The following is a 17,244-nucleotide window of genomic DNA, read 5'->3' as shown; positions in this document are numbered from 1 at the left end:
GCTAACATTACACCCGAGTGTTAGCCGTTCACCTTCCCTTTACTTGTGGTGTGGTCTATTTAAACGAGACCATATTAAATTAAGGATAGCTATGAAACGCGTATTACTGCTTTGCCAGCATATACTATTGCTTGTGTTTGTCGGCTCGGCGCTGGCAAGCGAGCCAGAGCAGTATTCCGACGCGTGGCTGAATCAGCAGCTCAAGCAATTGGATGAATACAGCGTTCAAGACCCTGTAGAAGCTGTTAACTTTACCGAACAACTACTTGATAACCATAGCGGGCTCAGTGCATTGCAACGCGCAGCGTTTGAACTTGAGCTGGTCAGCAACTACTTACTTGTAGGGCGAGACAGTGACGCACAGCGTTTAACCGATAAGCTCACCGCCACAGCAGATGAACTTAGGCCGTCACAACAAGTACTCCTGTTGCTTGCCCGTGCGCAACTATTTGACCGCCAAGGCAAGCTAGACGCTGCTACCGAACTCTACAGCCAAGCCGAGCAGCAAGTCCAAGACCTAGCCCCTCTTCTTCAAGCTGAAGTGTACAGCGCCATCGGCACTTTTTACGTTTACAACGACCAAGAGATAAAAGCATTAGGCTATTTCTCTCGGGCTTATCGGTTGTTACTCGAGCACGGCTCAGAGCTGCAAATCGCGTATCTTGAATCAAGTATGGCGAAAACCCATGAGTACTTGTTCGATTACGACCAAGCATTGGCTATGCAAACTAAAGCGCTTAATTATTTTAGCGAGCATGGTTTGTACTTCGATCAAATGGTGTCGCTGTTTAATATTGGTTCTATTTACATCGAACTCAATGACCCCCAAACAGCGTTGGAATACTTTCAAGCAATGTTGCCGCTTGGGGCTAAACGCGACGACCCACAAGGTAAATACTTTACCTACTTTGGGTTGGCGCTTGCTTATGCGCAGATGGGGAAAACCGAACAAGCAGACCAAGCATTAGATAAAAGTGAGCACTGGGTTTGGGTGGTTGAAGATGCAGCTAATGAGCGTGCCCATCAATTTTTGCAAGCGCGTATTCGCTTGCAACAAAACCGCCTTGAAGAGGCTCAGCATATATTGCGCAATATCGAACAACAGCGGCAATCACAAGCAGAGCAAGGCAGTATCCATCGCAATTTGGAGTTGCTGGAATTAAAAGCGCAGTTGGCTAAGCGCCAGCAAGATTACCCAAGAGCGGTGGATTTGTTAGAGCAGTATATACAGGCCAGTGAACAACATTACGACAGTGTTGGAGCCGTGGCCAAAGCGCGCCATAAAGTGCAGTTTGATACCGAGCAAATAGAACTTAATAACCGTATTTTGGCGCAGCAGCAGTCGCTGCAAGAGCTAGAACTCGATGCTTCCGAGCGACAGCACCGGCTACAGCAAGGAATCATTTTTCTCGGTAGTTTAGTGCTTATCACCGTGCTTGCTTTTTCTTGGCGACAATATCGTTTGCGACAGCGTTTTCGCGCGCTTGCGGTCACCGATAGCCTTACGGCGGTGGCAAACCGTCGCCATATCATGGATAAAGTTGATAGCTTGTGGCAAGACAATCAGCCTTTTTCTGTGATCGCCTGCGATATTGATCATTTTAAACGTATTAACGATGAGTTTGGGCATAGCGTTGGCGACGATGTATTAATCTGTGTGACCAAGCGTTTTAGCTACATGGTACGCCAGAGCGATATGCTCGGGCGCACAGGGGGGGAAGAGTTTTTGGTGGTGTTGCCAGACACCGACCTTGAGCAAGCTGTTGAGATCGCAGAGCGTTTGCGCAATAGTTTGTGCTCGGATACAGTAAAAAGCAATAATCATGAGTTACGAGTAACGGCGAGTTTTGGGGTACTGCAACGCAGTAATGATTATGACTCTGCCAAAGCGCTGCTCAGCGCCGTGGACAAACTACTCTATCAAGCAAAAAACAGCGGTCGAAATAAGGTGATTTATGAATAACAAACTTGTTAGTGCATTACTTGGGTTAACTTTCGCCAGCAGTGCGATGGCAACAGATATCACCGACAGACTGTCGGTTCCCGCAGGCTTCACCATCGAGCCGTACGCGCTAAATGTTGATAACGCGCGGCAACTAGCCATCTCCGATAATGGTGTGGTCTATGCCGGTTCGCGTAAAGCGGGTAATGTTTACGCCTTAATTGATAAAGACCAAGACGGCCGTGCCGACAAACAGGTGCTGATTGCTGAAGGTCTTAACATGCCTTCTGGCATAGCCTATAAAGACGGAGCACTGTACGTTGCTGAGGTAGAGCGCATTATTCGCTTTGATGATATCGACAACAAGCTTGATAAAGCCAAACTAGAAGTGGTGTATGACAAGTTTCCCGATAAGCGCCACCACGGTTGGAAGTTTATTCGCTTCGCTCCCAGCGGTGAGCTTATTGTGCCTGTCGGTGTGCCTTGTAACGTCTGCGCAGAAGACCCTGAATTTGGCCGTATTTTCTCCCTGAATTTAGAGAGCAAAGAGCTTACCACCCTCGCAGAGGGGGTGCGTAATTCAGTTGGTTTCGATTTCCATCCAGACAGTGGCAAACTGTGGTTCAGCGATAACGGCCGTGACATGATGGGTGATGATATTCCGCCGTGTGAAATTAACCGTATCGATGAAGTAGGGCAACATTTTGGCTTTCCATACTTCCACGGTGGTACAATCCCGGATCCGGAGTTCGGCAAAGGCAAAAACGCTGCCGATTACACTCAGCCAGCGCTAAATTTAGGTGCTCACGTGGCGCCACTAGGTATTCATTTTTACACAGGTGAGCAATTTCCAAGTGACTATGACAAACAGCTTTTTGTGGCTGAGCATGGTTCGTGGAACCGCAGTAAAAAAGCGGGCTACCGAGTGATGATGGCTAAGGTAGAAGATGGCCAAGTGACTGGCTACGAGCCATTTATTACCGGTTTTATGGAAAACGAAGAGACCTTTGGCCGGCCCGTTGCCATGGTGCAAATGGCCGATGGCAGCTTGCTGGTCTCCGATGATTACGCTAACGCGATTTACCGCGTGCACTACAACAAGAAGTAAGTTTGGGTAAGTATCAATGACACAAACAACGACCTTGTCACAACAAGGCATAGAGCAACTTACCATGGGGCGCTTCACCGAAGACGCCTACCTCAATTATTCCATGTATGTGATCATGGACCGGGCCCTACCTCACATTGGTGATGGCCTGAAGCCCGTGCAACGGCGCATTGTTTACGCAATGAGTGAGCTGGGGCTCTCTGCAGCGGCGAAATATAAAAAGTCCGCCCGTACTGTGGGTGATGTGCTCGGTAAGTATCACCCCCATGGTGATAGTGCTTGCTATGAGGCTATGGTACTGATGGCACAGCCTTTTTCATATCGTTACCCGTTAGTTGATGGTCAAGGTAACTGGGGGGCCGCCGACGATCCTAAGTCTTTTGCGGCGATGCGTTATACCGAAGCGCGACTGTCAAAATTCTCTGAGGTACTGCTAAAAGAGTTAGGCCAGGGCACCGCTGATTGGATCCCCAACTTCGATGGCACCATGAAGGAGCCTGAGGTACTGCCTGCGCGCTTACCGCACATTTTACTTAATGGCGTAACGGGTATTGCTGTGGGCATGGCAACCGATATTCCACCGCACAATGTGCGCGAATTGGCTAATGCCTGTTGTCTGTTATTGGACAAACCCAAGACCGAATTGGCGGAGTTACTGGAGCTGGTTAAGGCACCCGATTACCCCACCGAAGCGGAAATCATTACTCCCAAGGCGGACATTGAAAAGCTCTACACCAGTGGCCGTGGCTCACTGAAAATGCGGGCTAAATACCATATTGAGCAGGGCGAAGTGGTGATCACTGCATTGCCACATCAGTGTTCAGGCGCCAAGGTGTTAGAGCAAATCGCCAACCAAATGACGGCAAAGAAACTGCCGATGGTGGCCGATTTACGCGACGAGTCGGATCATGAGAACCCAACCCGCATCGTAGTGGTGCCACGCTCTAACCGGGTAAAAGTCGAGCCGCTGATGGCGCATTTATTTGCCACCACGGATTTGGAAAAGAACTACCGCGTTAACCTCAATATGATCGGCCTTGATGGCCGACCCCAAGTGAAAGATTTACGCAGTATTCTTAGCGAATGGCTGACTTTCCGTCGTGATACGGTACGTCGACGGTTGCAGTACCGCCTAGATAAAGTGCTCGCACGACTGCATATTCTCGAAGGCTTGATGATTGCCTACCTAAATATTGATGAAGTCATTGCTATTATTCGCAGCGAAGACGAGCCAAAGCCGGTATTGATGGAGCGCTATGGCCTCAGTGAAAAACAAGCTGAAGCGATTCTCGATTTGAAACTTCGCCACCTTGCTAAGCTTGAAGAAATGAAAATTCGCGGCGAGCAAGACGAGTTGGAACAAGAGCGTGACAAACTGCAGCTGATCTTAGGTTCAGAGCGCCGTATGTCGACGCTAATGAAAAAAGAAATTCAAGAAGCGGCTGAGTTATACGGTGATGATCGCCGCTCGCCTGTAGTGGAACGTGAAGAAGCCAAAGCACTGAGCGAAAAAGACCTAATCCCTTCAGAGTCGGTCACTGTGGTGCTTTCCGAAAAAGGCTGGGCGCGGGTGGCCAAAGGCCATGAAGTGGATGCTGAGGGCTTAAACTATCGCGCAGGCGATAAGTTTAAAGCCAGCGCCAAAGGCAAGAGCAATCAGCCGGCGGTATTCCTCGACTCCAGTGGCCGCGCCTTTGCCACCGACGCACACAGTCTGCCCTCAGCGCGCAGCCAGGGTGAACCGATGTCGGGGCGCTTTAATATCGCTGCGGGTGCCACACTTGAACACGCGGTGATGGCAGAGAATGAGCAACTGTTACTGATGGCCAGTGATGCCGGTTACGGCTTCGTTGCTGAATTTGCCGATTTGGTCAGTAAGAACAAAAATGGTAAGGCACTGGTAAGCTTGCCTAAAGGCGGGTTATTGCTCCAGCCCATTGCTGTAAACGATGTTAGTAAAGACTACTGCATGGCTATTTCCAGTGAAGGTCGCATGTTACTGTTCCCGTTACGAGACTTGCCTAAGCTCGCCAAAGGGAAAGGGAATAAAATTATCTCTATACCCAGTGCCAAGGTACAGGCGCGCGAAGAGTATGTGAAGTTGCTCACCGTAGTTCCCGAGGGTGCGAGCGTGACCTTGCATGCAGGCAAGCGCAAACTAACGCTTAAGCCCGCAGACCTTGAACACTATTATGGAGAGCGCGGACGCCGAGGCAATAAGCTTCCGCGTGGTCTACAGCGTGTGGATGGCTGCGATATAGAGCTGAGCGCCAAAGCCAGCGAAGCGCCCGACGAGGAAGCGCTTAGCGAAAATTAAAAAAGAGGGCCTTGGCCCTCTTTTTACTTTAACTGCCTTTGTCACTTACAAGTCGAAGCGATCGGCGTCCATTACTTTAACCCAGGCTTTGATAAAGTCGTGGACAAAGCGTTCTTTGTTATCGTCTTGAGCGTAAAACTCAGCATAACTGCGCAGGATAGAGTTTGAGCCAAACACCAGATCAACGCGGGTGGCGGTCCACTTCACTTTGCCTGTGCTGCGCTGAACAATATCATAAAGACCATTCTCTTTAGGCTGCCACTGGTATGCCATGTCGGTGAGGTTAACGAAGAAGTCATTGCTCAGCACCCCTTCACGGTCGGTAAACACACCGTGCTTGGAGCCACCATGGTTGGTGCCTAACATACGCATTCCGCCTAATAACACGGTCATCTCCGGTGCCGTTAAGCCCATCAACTGCGTGCGTTCAAGTAACAACTCTTCCGCTGGAACGGCGTAGTCTTGCTTTAACCAATTGCGATAGCCATCATGAATAGGTTCCAGTGGCTCGAATGAATCGCCATCGGTCATCTCATCGGTCGCATCGCCGCGCCCTGCGCTAAAGGGCACATTGATATCTACGCCCCCGGCTTTTGCCGCTTGCTCAATGGCTGCAGTGCCACCGAGAACAATGAGGTCGGCCATGCTAATGGGTTTGTCTAAGGTGCTTTGCAATTGCGCCAAGGCATCAAGTACCCGATTTAAGCGTTCAGGTTCGTTGCCAAGCCAATCCTTTTGTGGTGCCAGACGGATACGCGCGCCATTGGCGCCGCCACGATAGTCTGAGCTACGAAAGGTGCGAGCACTGTCCCATGCGGTGCAGATAAGGTCGGCGGCACTCACTGGGCATGCCAGTATCTGCTGTTTAAGTTCAGCCTGCTCGGAACTACTAAGTACGTAATCGACACTAGGAATAGGGTCTTGCCAAATTAAATCTTCATTTGGCACATCGGCGCCGAGGTAACGAGATTTAGGGCCTAAATCACGATGGGTTAGTTTAAACCAAGCGCGGGCGAAAACATCGCTAAAGTAATCAAAGTCGTTGTGAAAGCGCTCGATGATTTTGCGATAGCTGGGGTCAAGCTTCATCGCCATATCGGCGTCGGTCATGATCGGATTGCAGCGAATGGATGGGTCTTCGACATCAACGGGCTTATCTTCCTCTTTCATATCAATAGGCTCCCACTGCCAAGCGCCCGCAGGGCTTTTCTTGAGCTGCCATTCGTAGTTAAGCAGTAGGTGGCAATACCCGTTATCCCATTTTGTTGGGTAGGTGGTCCATGCTCCTTCTAATCCTGAAGTGACCGTATCGCGACCGATCCCGCGCTGGTGGTGATTATTCCAACCTAGCCCTTGCTCGAAAACATCGGCGGCTTCTGGCTCGGGGCCAAGTATTTCGGCATCGCCATTACCGTGGGTTTTGCCGACAGTATGACCACCGACGGTCAAGGCCGCGGTTTCTTCGTCATCCATGGCCATGCGGGCAAATGTCTCTCTGACTTGCGCAGCGGTCTTGAGCGGGTCTGGTTCGCCATTAACCCCTTCAGGGTTGACGTAGATAAGCCCCATTTGCACGGCGGCGAGAGGGTTTTCCATACTTTGCGGCTTCTCAACATTGTCGTAGCGCTCATCGCTCGGTGCTAGCCACTCTTTTTCCGCACCCCAGTAAACGTCTTTTTCTGGGTGCCAAATATCCTCGCGGCCACCGGCGAAACCAAAGGTTTTCAATCCCATGGACTCATAGGCCATGTTGCCGGCAAGGATCATTAAATCGGCCCATGAGAGTTTGTTACCGTACTTTTTCTTGATAGGCCACAGTAATCGCCGTGCTTTATCCAAATTGGCATTATCAGGCCATGAATTAAGGGGAGCAAAGCGTTGGTTACCAGTACCACCCCCGCCGCGACCATCAGCAAGGCGATATGAACCTGCGGAGTGCCAAGCCATACGAATCATCAACCCACCATAATGGCCCCAGTCGGCAGGCCACCATGCCTGGCTGTCAGTCATTAGTGTTTTAAGATCGTTTTTCACCGCCTCTAAGTCGAGCTTTTTGAACTCCTCAGCGTAATTAAAATGCTCGCCGTAGGGGCTTGTTTTGCTATCGTGCTGATGCAAAATATCGAGGTTGAGTGCGTTGGGCCACCAATCAGTATTAGGTTTTGCTTGCGTGGTTTGGCTGCCGTGCATCACTGGACACTTACCCATATCGTCCTCCTTAAGGAATCTAACGGTAATAAATTCATTCACTTACTATAGAGCTGTGGAGATGAACTAAGATTAAACAAGTGTAGTCTATAAGGCCTTAATGACAGCGAAATTGGAAACGATAAAAACCGATGCGTGGCATCGCTTTTTTCCAACACGTATAGCGCACTTAGTGAGAAAGCAATAACAGCGTACAAGTGTTCGCTTAAAATAATTCGTCTATGTATAATGCCGACAATTCAGGTTATGTGGAGTTTATCGTGCTGGCTTTATTGCGTTTGTTAGCCATGGCTGTGTTTGTCCCCTTAAGCTTTATCGCGGGGTTTATCTTGTGCTTGGTACGCCCGTTTCACGGTGACAACGTGCGGGTGATTGGTAGCTGGTATGCAAAGATGCCTAAGTTGCTGGGGGTGAATGTTGTTATTGAGAAAGACCCAGCCATTGTGACTGGTTCGCCTGCGGTCTATGTTGCTAACCATCAGAATAACTATGATCTATTTTTACTCCCCGGTGCGCTGCAGCGTAATACCGTAAGTTTGGGTAAAAAAAGCTTAAAATGGATCCCATTTTTTGGCCAAATTTATTGGTTGTCGGGCAATATTCTTATCGATCGTGCAAATCGTTCGCGGGCGATGGCCACCATTGCTAAAACCACCGAAAAGCTCAAAAAAGGCGGGTTATCACTGTGGATGTTTCCAGAGGGCACCCGTAGTTATGGTCGTGGCTTGTTGCCATTTAAAACCGGCGCGTTCCACACCGCACTCAATGCCAAGGTCCCTGTGGTGCCGGTAGTAATGAGCGATACCCACAAAACCATCAAGCTAAATCGCTGGGATAATGGTACTATTTACATCAAAATGCTGGCGCCACAATTATTGGATGCCTCGATGAGCCCGCGCGAATATGCGGATCACTTCCATGCCTTGATGGCTCAGACACTGGCGCAATTGAATGAGAGAACATAATGGAAAACTGGCGCGAAATTAGCGAAGAAATTGTCGAATCCCTACTTGAAGATGGCTCTAATCCGGAAATTTTATATGAGGTAGAACATCACTTTGTGTGTGAAGATTTCAATGCCCTAGAAAACGCCGCGTTAGCTGCTTTTAAGGCTGGCTTTGATGTGGAAGAACCGGCTGAGTTGGAACTCGAAGAAGGGGGAACTATCTGGGGCTTTGATGTGGTGGTTGAGTCTGAGCTCGATGCCGACGTTATTATGGAAGATGTTGATAAGCTGGTAGCCATTGCCGCTGATAACGGCGTGGAATACGATGGCTGGGGCACTTACTTCCAAGACTAAAGGGTGGTTTTAACCACCTTTTATGGACTTTATTTACCATTTAGTGGTAATTTTATCTGAGTTTATTCAGCTTTCGTACAGTCCTCTATGTTGATCTCCTTACCTATTAGCGAGCTAAAACCCGGCATGTTTGTTGACCGGGTAAATAAGCAGGCCCAAGGTGCGTCAATAAAGATAAAAACCCGGGGCATGGTCAGAGATGCTTCCATCATTAAGCGCCTGCTGAGTGAGGGAGTGGAAGAGCTGACCATCGATTTCGCACAAAGCGATATCCCCATTCCCACGCATTTAAAACCCAAGTCTAAGAAAGAGCACACTGGCGAGTCACAAGATATCGCAAGCCAAGCAGAAAAGCCGAAGCTTAGTGACCGTGATCACAGTCAGGCGACGTTAGAGCAAGAGTTCCTCATCGCTAGCACGTGCTATGATCAAAGCTTGGGTAAACTGCGTGCCATGTACAACGAGCTGACCTCAGGCATGCAAGTCAATATGGCACTACTCAGTGGTATCGCTGATGATATTGTTGACTCAGTTTTTCGTAATCCAGACGCTATGGCCGCGCTGACACTGCTGCGCGATAGAAATAGCTACACTTGGCGTCATATGATGAATTGCGCCATTTTGACCGCTATTTTTGCCAAATATTTAGGTTTCGAAATTAATAAAGTGCGGCAAATGGCGTTAGCGGCCTTGTTGCATGACATTGGTCTTGCCAAAGTACCGCAAGGAATTCTATCAAAGCCAGGTAAACTCACTGAGCTCGAAACCAAGGCGGTACGTAAACACGTGGCGCTGAGCCTAACCATGCTTAAAGGGCAAAAGCACATCTCCAGCATGATGTTAGAAATGGTTGTTAACCATCATGAGCGTTTAGACGGCAGCGGCTACCCGCGTGGTATCAAAGCCGATAAATTATCTCGTGAAGCACGTATTTTAGCGCTGGTGGATGTGTATGCGGCAATGGTGGCAGATAAGCCCTATAAAAAAGGTGAGGAGCCGCTAACGGCACTGCGTTTCTTATTAGCGCAAAAGGCGATGTTTGACCAAGCCCTAGTACAGCGCTTTATAAAATGTGTCGGGATCCATCCTGTGGGAACCTTGGTCAAACTTACCAATGAGCGTCTGGCATTAGTAGTGCAGGGCAACGAGGCTAATCCTATCAAACCTAAGGTAAGGGTGTTTTATAACACTCAGCACCGTCACCACATTACCGCCAAAGACATCGATTTGAGTATCAGCAAAGACGATATCAAAATCTTGGGTAGCACCTCTCCCTTAGAGTTTGACCTTAATTTGTCTCGTTTGTTAAAGGAGCACTTGCTGCCTTAGTACGCTCACACTGCTTTTTTCCTTGGCGCTTAGCGGCGATTAATGCGCCACTAAAACAACTCCCCGTTAGTATAAACCATACCATAGTGCCTTGTGTCGTATGCAGGGCAATACAACACAGTCCCAAACTTACCAGCGAGGCCAGCATTGAAGCAAGCCAATATTGGCTGACCGGGTTGTCGCACTCGCCTTGATGATGGCAGGCGCAGTAGTTCGCACGTAAAAATGCAAATACACTGATAGCGCAAAACACCAGCGCAACCAAAATAAGCATTATAACGAGCACCATAGGACATTCCTGTTCACTTTTTAATACCCGCAGTGTAGCGATATTAGATAAATAGTCAATGGTAATGAGAATTTATATCATTTGAGTGTTTGAGGTCTAATCAGTCTTAAAAATCGTAAAATTATGTAAATATTGCCCTTAAATTACGCTATGTTAACCATATTTAACAGTTTTTTTGCATGAAATACGCTAGTGTATGCCAGTTAAAATGACAACAATGAGAAAGAAGTATGCAATTCAAAAAGACAATTTTAGCGGCTTCATTGGCGCTATTATCAACAGAATCTTTCGCTGCCGCTTTTCAGCTGGCAGAGCAAAATGCGTCAGGCTTAGGCCGTGCCTACGCCGGTGAAGCAGCCATTGCTGATGATGCATCTGTGGTTGCCCGTAACCCCGCACTGATGTCGCAATTTGAAACGGCACAGCTGAGCGTGGCGGCAATTTATGTCGAGCCAGACGTGAGCCTTGAAGGCGAAAGCACCAACAATGGCCTAAACCCTAACGTGTTAAACGACGATAGCATCGCCCCTAGCGCGGTGATCCCTGCCGGTTACTTTGTGCTCCCGGTAAACGATAAGGTGGCAGTAGGCTTTGGTGCCTTCTCTAACTTTGGTTTAGCTACTGAGTTTGCCAGTGATTATGCGGCAGGCCAGCTAGCTGGTGAAACTGAAATCGTCACTATTAACTCTAATGTATCGGTTTCTTATAAGGTGGACGAAGCTCTTACCTTGGCACTGGGTGTTAACCACGTGTACGCCGATGCAAAGATTGTCCGTAACCTTGGCGCAAACCCGTTAGGTGCACCGGCAAGCTTAGAAGCGGTTCACCTTGAGGGCGATGACTATGGCTTTGGCTGGAATGTAGGCCTGGCCTATGACCTAGATAGTGACAACCGCCTTGGCTTCCACTATCGCAGCGAAACAGACCTCACATTTGAGGGTGACTACACCAATCAGCTTCCGGCAGCATTGGGTGGCCTTAATGGGCAAACTTTACCTGGTACGGTTGATTTAACTCTGCCAGCGATCGCTGAATTCTCAGGCTCACACCAGTTAAACCAAGATTATGGCCTACACTACAGTGTGCTTTGGACCGGCTGGAGTAGCTTTGACAAGCTTGAAGCCTATGTGCCAGTGAGTGAGGGGCCGGTATTTAGCAAAAACGAAGACTTCTCGGATTCAATCCGTGTGTCAATCGGTGGTGACTACCAGCTAACAAACGATATTAAATTGCGTGCTGGTTTAGCCTTTGATGAATCGCCAGTGGCGCAGAAGCATCTGTCTATCTCTATCCCAGATACTGACCGCTTCTGGCTCTCTTTTGGTGCGGAATGGTTTATCGATGAAGCGTCTAGCGTTGATTTAGGTGCCAGTATTTTACGCGGTAAAACCCAAAACTTTGTTGAAGGTGACAACCTAGGGCAGCAGTGGGGCTTTGAATCAGAAGGCCATGCTTACCTGGTTGGTGCACAGTACAACTACAGCTTCTAAGCAATGCTGAGATGAAAAAGCCAAGCAACTGCTTGGCTTTTTTTATGCTTGTTTGCATGGGACGCGGACATAAAAAACGCGAGCCTGAGCTCGCGTTATGATTGTTGCCTAATAGTTTTACAGGCTTTCGATTTTTGCTTTTTGCTCGAGCAATTTCGCCTTGGCTTCGCTGTACTCTGCCAGCTTCGACTTTTCTTTTTCAAGTACGGCTTCAGGCGCATTGTTGACAAACTTCTCATTAGCGAGCTTTTTCTCAACTTGAGCCAGACCTTTTTCAGCTTTTTCCAATTGCTTAGCAATACGCGCTAACTCAGCGTCTACATCAATCAGCCCGGCCATGGGGATCATGATCTCGAGTTGACCCACGTAGGCGGTCGCACACGCTGGCGCGTCGTCGACGTTATCAAGCACGGTCACATCTTCTAGCTTGGCTAGGGCGGCTAGGAACGTCTGATTTTCTTGTAAGCGACGAGTATCCTCGGCAGAAGCCTGAGCAAGCAACACGTTCAGTGGTTTGCTTGGGCTAATGTCCATTTCACCGCGAATATTACGAATGGCGACAATAAATTGTTTCATCCACTCCAAATCGGCCATCGCGGTGTTATCGACTTTATCTTGCTCAAACGTAGGGAACGCTTGGGTCATAATGGTATCGGCATGGATACCTGCAAGCGGAGCCACACGCTGCCAAATGGTTTCGGTGATATATGGCATTAGTGGGTGCATCAAACGCAGTAGCCCTTCAAGCACAGTGATCAGGGTATGGCGAGTACCGCGTTGCTGGGTCTCGGTGCCTTTAAATAACACGGGTTTAGTTAGCTCGAGGTACCAGTCACAGAACTGGTTCCAGGTGAACTCGTAAATCGTGTTAGCAGCAAGGTCAAAACGGTAGTTGTCCAAGTGCTCAGTGAAGGTTTTCACGGTTTGTTGGAACTGTCCTTGAATCCAACGATCCGCCAGCGAGTACTCGCGCTGTGCATCGTTGAAGCCACAATCTTGCTCTTCGGTGTTCATAAGCACGTAACGACTAGCGTTCCAAAGCTTATTACAGAAGTTACGGTAACCTTCTAGGCGGTTCATATCCCAGTTGATATCACGACCGGTTGACGCCATGGCTGCAAGAGTGAAACGCAAGGCATCGGTGCCATGCGGCTCAATACCCTCAGCGAAGGTTTTACGGGTGTTCTTTTCGATTTTCTTCGCCAGCTGCGGCTGCATCATGTTGCCGGTGCGTTTAGTCACTAGGCTTTCCAAATCGATGCCGTCAATCATGTCCAGTGGGTCAAGCACGTTACCCTTAGACTTCGACATTTTATCGCCATTCTCATCGCGAATCAGGCCAGTCACATACACGGTTTTAAATGGTACCTGAGGCTTGCCATTGTCATCTTTGATGAAATGCAGAGTCATCATAATCATACGGGCAACCCAGAAGAAAATGATGTCGAAACCAGTGACCAACACGTTAGACGGATGGAATACTTTTAAGTCTTCAACGTTGTTCGGCCAACCCAGGGTTGAGAAGGTCCACAATGCTGATGAGAACCAAGTATCGAGTACGTCGTCATCTTGGCTGAGCGTGACATCGTCATCGAGGTTATGCTCGCGGCGCACTTCTGCTTCATCGCGTCCAACATACACGTTGCCGTCGTTGTCGTACCACGCTGGAATACGGTGGCCCCACCATAGCTGGCGTGAAATACACCAGTCTTGAATGTCGCGCATCCAAGAAAAGTACATGTTTTCGTATTGCTTTGGTACGAACTCAATATCACCGTCTTCAACGGCTTTGATAGCTGGCTCGGCCAGTGGCGCAACGCGCACATACCATTGGTCGGTAAGTAGGGGTTCAATCACCACCCCAGAGCGATCGCCGTAGGGCACGGTTAAGCTGTGATCGTCAATCTTTTCTAATAACCCAGCCTGCTCGAACTCAGCAACCACTTGCTTACGCGCATCAAAACGGTCTAAGCCGTGGAAGCGCTCGGGGATAGGGGCGTCTAACTGCAGTGGTTTGCCATCAAAGGTAAAGGTTTCGCCTTCGCTTAGAATCGCCGCATCTTTGTTGAATACGTTAATCATCGGCAACTGGTGGCGTTTACCGACTTCATTATCGTTGAAGTCATGCGCTGGGGTGATTTTCACACAGCCGGTGCCTTTTTCCATATCGGCATGCTCATCAGCAACGATAGGAATACGGCGGTTCACGATAGGCAGCAAGACTTCTTTGCCAATGAGGTTTTGGTAACGCTCGTCATCAGGGTTCACGGCCACACCAGTATCGCCGAGCATGGTTTCTGGGCGAGTGGTGGCGACGACGATGTAATCTTTGCCATTCTGAGTTTTGACGCCATCGGCCAAGGGATAGCGCATATTCCACATATGGCCTTGTTTGTCTTTGTTTTCAACTTCAAGGTCAGAAATAGCGGTGTGTAGTTTTGGATCCCAGTTAACCAGGCGCTTACCACGGTAAATTAAGTCGTCTTTATACAGGCGCACAAAGACTTCTTTAACCGCCTCAGATAAGCCATCATCCATAGTGAAGCGTTCACGGTCCCAATCCACCGAGGCACCTAAACGACGCAGCTGCTTGGTGATGGTGCCGCCAGATTCATTCTTCCATTGCCAGATTTTATCGATAAAGGCATCACGACCTAGGTCATGGCGTGTTTTATCTTCCTCGGCGGCGAGTTTGCGCTCGACCACCATTTGTGTCGCGATCCCAGCATGGTCGGTACCAACCTGCCACAATGTGTTATTCCCTTGCATCCGCTTGAAACGGATTAAGGTATCCATGATGGTGTCCTGGAAGGCGTGACCCATATGTAGGCTGCCGGTGACATTTGGTGGTGGGATCATAATTGAGTATGAGTCGCCCTCACCACTTGGCTTAAAGTAGCCGTTCTCTTCCCACTTCTGATAGAGGGATTGTTCAATATCTTGCGGATTATAGGTTTTATCCATTGCCCAGAACCTTAACTTAAACTTTTTGTGTTGCCAGCTGCGCGCCTAAGTCGCGTAACTGCTTATATCTTGCTCGTGCTTGGTGTTTGCGTGTGTCATCGGCTGGCACAAAGTCAAACACCGTATCAAAGCGACGTATAAAATCGGGCACGCTTGATGCTAAGTTGATCAGTACACTGCGCCGTGACACGGGCGGGGTTTGCCCTATCTCCACAGCGGCACCGGCGCGCGGCCCTTCACCTTGGAGGTTGTGGGGCACAAAGCTATCGGCGTCAAATGCCCATAGGTGCTGATCAACAAGATGAGCATCGTCGCGATTATCAACAAAGATAAATACCCGTTGTCCTTGGCGATATTGCTCGCACGCCAAGCGAGCGCCAAGATCAAAATGAGCCGGTACGTCGCTGCCCGGCTCATCGGCATGTTCTAGCAGGTAAAATAACGCGTGCATTGCGCCCTCTACGCGGCTCGTTAATCCGCCAATTTTGACACAATCACGCCCCTGCATCAATGAATAAGCCCCTTAAAAAAGGGGCTTGAAGTGATATCGCAGTGATTAATCTTGCGGGTTATCCAATACCCCAGCGCGGTTAATCAAATATTGCGTTAGCATCGGCACAGGACGCCCCGTGGCGCCTTTAGTTTTGCCGCCGCTGCGCCATGCCGTACCGGCAATATCTAAGTGCGCCCAGTTATACTTTTTGGTGAACTTAGATAAGAAGCAGGCTGCGGTAATAGTGCCTGCGGCGCGACCGCCTAAGTTAGTGAAATCAGCAAATGGGCTTTCTAACTGCTCATGATAGTCATCCCATAGCGGCAGCTGCCAAGCACGATCGCCACTTTGCTCAGAGGCTTTAAGAAGGTCATGTGCCAAAGGATTATGGTTAGAGAGCATGCCGGTTGCATGAGCACCCAGGGCAATGATACACGCACCAGTAAGGGTGGCTACGTCAATCACGGTATCGGGGTCGAATGCCTCCACATAGGTGAGGGCATCACATAGTACCAGGCGTCCCTCGGCGTCAGTATTAAGGACTTCGACGGTTTGCCCCGACATCGTGGTTAGAATATCACCCGGGCGATAGGCATTGGAGCTGGGCATGTTTTCACAACCTGCAAGCACACCAATCACATTAATGGGCAGTTGCATTTTGGCAATGGAGCGCATGGTGCCGATTACCCCAGCTGCGCCGCCCATGTCGTATTTCATCTCGTCCATGGCTTCGCCTGGCTTAATTGAAATACCGCCGGAGTCGAAAGTCAGGCCTTTGCCTACCAGCACAATCGGTGCCACGCCTTCTGCGCCGCCATTATAGTGAATCACCGACATCACTGACTCGTTAGCACTGCCACGGCCTACGGCAAGGTACGAGTGCATACCGAGCTCTTCCATTTCTTGCTCGCCGACCAAGTTAACGGTGACGTTCTCGAACTCTTCTTCTAAGCCTTTCGCTTGCTCGCCTAAGTAACGTGGGTTACAGATATTTGGCGGCATATTGGCGACATCTTTACAGAGTTTGGCTCCTGAAGCGATAGCTAAACCATGCTCAATAGCACTTTCGCCAATCGGCAATTCGCGGCGCGTTGGGACGTTGAAAACAATTTTCCGCAGTGGTCGGCGTGGGTCGCTTTTTTTACTTTTCAGCTGGTTAAAGGTGTATAAGCAATCTTGTGTAGTCTCAACAGCTTGGCGTACTTTCCAATACGTATCACGGCTTTTCACATGCTGCTCTGTTAAAAAGCACACCGCTTCCATGGCCCCAGTCTCGTTCAGGGTATTAATGGTTTTGGAAATGATTTGCTTATACTGTTTGTCGTCTAGCTCGCGCTCTTTACCACAACCTACAAGTAGTACGCGCTCACTTAGCACATTCGGTACATGGTGTAATAATAGCGTTTGCCCCGGCTTACCTTCTAAGTCGCCGCGACGTAAAAGGTTAGAGATGTAGCCTTCACTGATTTGATCCAGTTGCTCGCCGATAGGGGATAAGCGGCGTGGCTCGTAAACACCCACTACAATACAAGCGCTGCGTTGCTTCTCTGGGCTACCACTTTTTACGCTAAATTCCATTGTGACTCCTAATTAGAGGAAAAGTCAGCCCTTGGGGCGTTTGCCAGCCAAGGCGCTGTTCACCTACTTACTATTGTCGTGAACTATTTACGCATTTATCAATCCACTAACTAAAGTGTAGACAATTACATGCCTTAGGTATGATATTTAATGCGCTTGACATATAATAAAGTGACTAAAACAACTAGTTTACTCAAATTTTCCTACTATGCCAGTGAAACACGAC

12 protein-coding genes are annotated in these 17,244 nt (G+C 49.0%); 7 read left to right on the top strand and 5 right to left on the bottom strand.

The genetic code is table 11. The annotated features are described in order from the left end of the window. Positions 1-91: 91 nt before the first annotated feature. Genes EXT46_RS16085 through parC form a run of 3 tightly spaced genes read left to right on the top strand, consistent with a single transcriptional unit; the run spans position 92 to position 5,367 of the window. A complete protein-coding gene (locus tag EXT46_RS16085) occupies positions 92-1,963 on the top strand; it encodes a GGDEF domain-containing protein (protein ID WP_130148503.1) in 1,872 nt (623 codons plus the stop codon). Next, complete coding sequence (locus EXT46_RS16080) at positions 1,956-3,050, top strand: PQQ-dependent sugar dehydrogenase (RefSeq protein WP_130148501.1); 1,095 nt, start codon at positions 1,956-1,958, stop codon at positions 3,048-3,050. Before EXT46_RS16085 ends, EXT46_RS16080 begins: the two co-directional genes overlap by 8 nt. A gap of 16 nt (positions 3,051-3,066) precedes the next feature. Continuing rightward, entirely contained in the window at positions 3,067-5,367 is a 2,301-nt protein-coding gene (gene parC / locus EXT46_RS16075) for a DNA topoisomerase IV subunit A (RefSeq protein ID WP_130148499.1), read from the top strand. 45 nt (positions 5,368-5,412) lie between these two features. On the opposite strand, the gene katG is transcribed toward parC, so the two are convergent. Continuing rightward, positions 5,413-7,575, bottom strand: a complete 2,163-nt coding sequence (katG, locus tag EXT46_RS16070) for a catalase/peroxidase HPI (protein WP_130148497.1) — start codon at positions 7,573-7,575, stop codon at positions 5,413-5,415. Between the two features lie 260 nt (positions 7,576-7,835). On the opposite strand from katG, the gene EXT46_RS16065 reads away from it, so the two are divergent. The 3 genes from EXT46_RS16065 (at position 7,836) to EXT46_RS16055 (ending at position 10,204) form a co-directional block, all read left to right on the top strand. Next, positions 7,836-8,540 carry a 1-acylglycerol-3-phosphate O-acyltransferase gene (locus tag EXT46_RS16065; RefSeq protein ID WP_026111301.1) on the top strand — a complete coding sequence of 235 codons (705 nt, stop codon included), beginning with the start codon at positions 7,836-7,838 and terminating at the stop codon, positions 8,538-8,540. Further along, the gene (rraB, locus tag EXT46_RS16060; RefSeq protein WP_022946294.1) at positions 8,540-8,875 is read left to right on the top strand and encodes a ribonuclease E inhibitor RraB; all 336 of its coding nucleotides are present in this window, start codon (positions 8,540-8,542) and stop codon (positions 8,873-8,875) included. The genes EXT46_RS16065 and rraB overlap by 1 nt, the downstream gene beginning before the upstream one ends. Before the next feature lie 87 nt (positions 8,876-8,962). Next, positions 8,963-10,204, top strand: a complete 1,242-nt coding sequence (locus EXT46_RS16055; RefSeq protein WP_130148495.1) for an HD-GYP domain-containing protein — start codon at positions 8,963-8,965, stop codon at positions 10,202-10,204. On the opposite strand, the gene EXT46_RS16050 is transcribed toward EXT46_RS16055, so the two are convergent. Next, a complete protein-coding gene (locus tag EXT46_RS16050; protein WP_130148493.1) occupies positions 10,164-10,493 on the bottom strand; it encodes a hypothetical protein in 330 nt (109 codons plus the stop codon). The two genes, EXT46_RS16055 and EXT46_RS16050, sit on opposite strands and share 41 nt — an antisense overlap. 230 nt (positions 10,494-10,723) lie before the next feature. Between EXT46_RS16050 and EXT46_RS16045 the strand changes: the two genes are divergently transcribed. Next, the gene (locus EXT46_RS16045; protein ID WP_130148491.1) at positions 10,724-11,983 is read left to right on the top strand and encodes an outer membrane protein transport protein; all 1,260 of its coding nucleotides are present in this window, start codon (positions 10,724-10,726) and stop codon (positions 11,981-11,983) included. A 117-nt stretch (positions 11,984-12,100) separates the two neighbouring features. Here EXT46_RS16045 and EXT46_RS16040 read toward each other — a convergent pair whose 3' ends face one another. The 3 genes from EXT46_RS16040 to pepA form a co-directional block, all read right to left on the bottom strand. Continuing rightward, entirely contained in the window at positions 12,101-14,947 is a 2,847-nt protein-coding gene (locus tag EXT46_RS16040) for a valine--tRNA ligase (protein ID WP_130148489.1), read from the bottom strand. A 16-nt stretch (positions 14,948-14,963) separates the two neighbouring features. Further along, positions 14,964-15,398, bottom strand: coding sequence for a DNA polymerase III subunit chi (locus EXT46_RS16035; protein WP_026111300.1), 435 nt, complete (start codon positions 15,396-15,398; stop codon positions 14,964-14,966). Positions 15,399-15,503: 105 nt separating this feature from the next. Next, positions 15,504-17,018, bottom strand: a complete 1,515-nt coding sequence (pepA, locus tag EXT46_RS16030; RefSeq protein WP_130148487.1) for a leucyl aminopeptidase — start codon at positions 17,016-17,018, stop codon at positions 15,504-15,506. Positions 17,019-17,244 lie beyond the last annotated feature (226 nt).

The organism is Pseudoalteromonas sp. CO325X (genome assembly GCF_004208955.1).
Lineage (GTDB): Bacteria > Pseudomonadota > Gammaproteobacteria > Enterobacterales > Alteromonadaceae > Pseudoalteromonas > Pseudoalteromonas ruthenica.
The sequence above is the reverse complement of the archived record's forward strand: the minus strand, read 5'-3'. Positions and strand labels throughout refer to the sequence as shown.

Bases quoted from the DNA above. Each gene is read 5' to 3' on its own strand.
- EXT46_RS16085 (WP_130148503.1), top strand. From the start codon at position 92: ATGAAACGCGTATTACTGCTTTGCCAGCATATACTATTGCTTGTGTTT.
- EXT46_RS16080 (WP_130148501.1), top strand. From the start codon at position 1,956: ATGAATAACAAACTTGTTAGTGCATTACTTGGGTTAACTTTCGCCAGC.
- parC (WP_130148499.1), top strand. From the start codon at position 3,067: ATGACACAAACAACGACCTTGTCACAACAAGGCATAGAGCAACTTACC.
- katG (WP_130148497.1), bottom strand. From the start codon at position 7,575: ATGGGTAAGTGTCCAGTGATGCACGGCAGCCAAACCACGCAAGCAAAA.
- rraB (WP_022946294.1), top strand. From the start codon at position 8,540: ATGGAAAACTGGCGCGAAATTAGCGAAGAAATTGTCGAATCCCTACTT.
- EXT46_RS16055 (WP_130148495.1), top strand. From the start codon at position 8,963: ATGTTGATCTCCTTACCTATTAGCGAGCTAAAACCCGGCATGTTTGTT.
- EXT46_RS16050 (WP_130148493.1), bottom strand. From the start codon at position 10,493: ATGGTGCTCGTTATAATGCTTATTTTGGTTGCGCTGGTGTTTTGCGCT.
- EXT46_RS16045 (WP_130148491.1), top strand. From the start codon at position 10,724: ATGCAATTCAAAAAGACAATTTTAGCGGCTTCATTGGCGCTATTATCA.
- EXT46_RS16040 (WP_130148489.1), bottom strand. From the start codon at position 14,947: ATGGATAAAACCTATAATCCGCAAGATATTGAACAATCCCTCTATCAG.
- EXT46_RS16035 (WP_026111300.1), bottom strand. From the start codon at position 15,398: ATGCACGCGTTATTTTACCTGCTAGAACATGCCGATGAGCCGGGCAGC.
- pepA (WP_130148487.1), bottom strand. From the start codon at position 17,018: ATGGAATTTAGCGTAAAAAGTGGTAGCCCAGAGAAGCAACGCAGCGCT.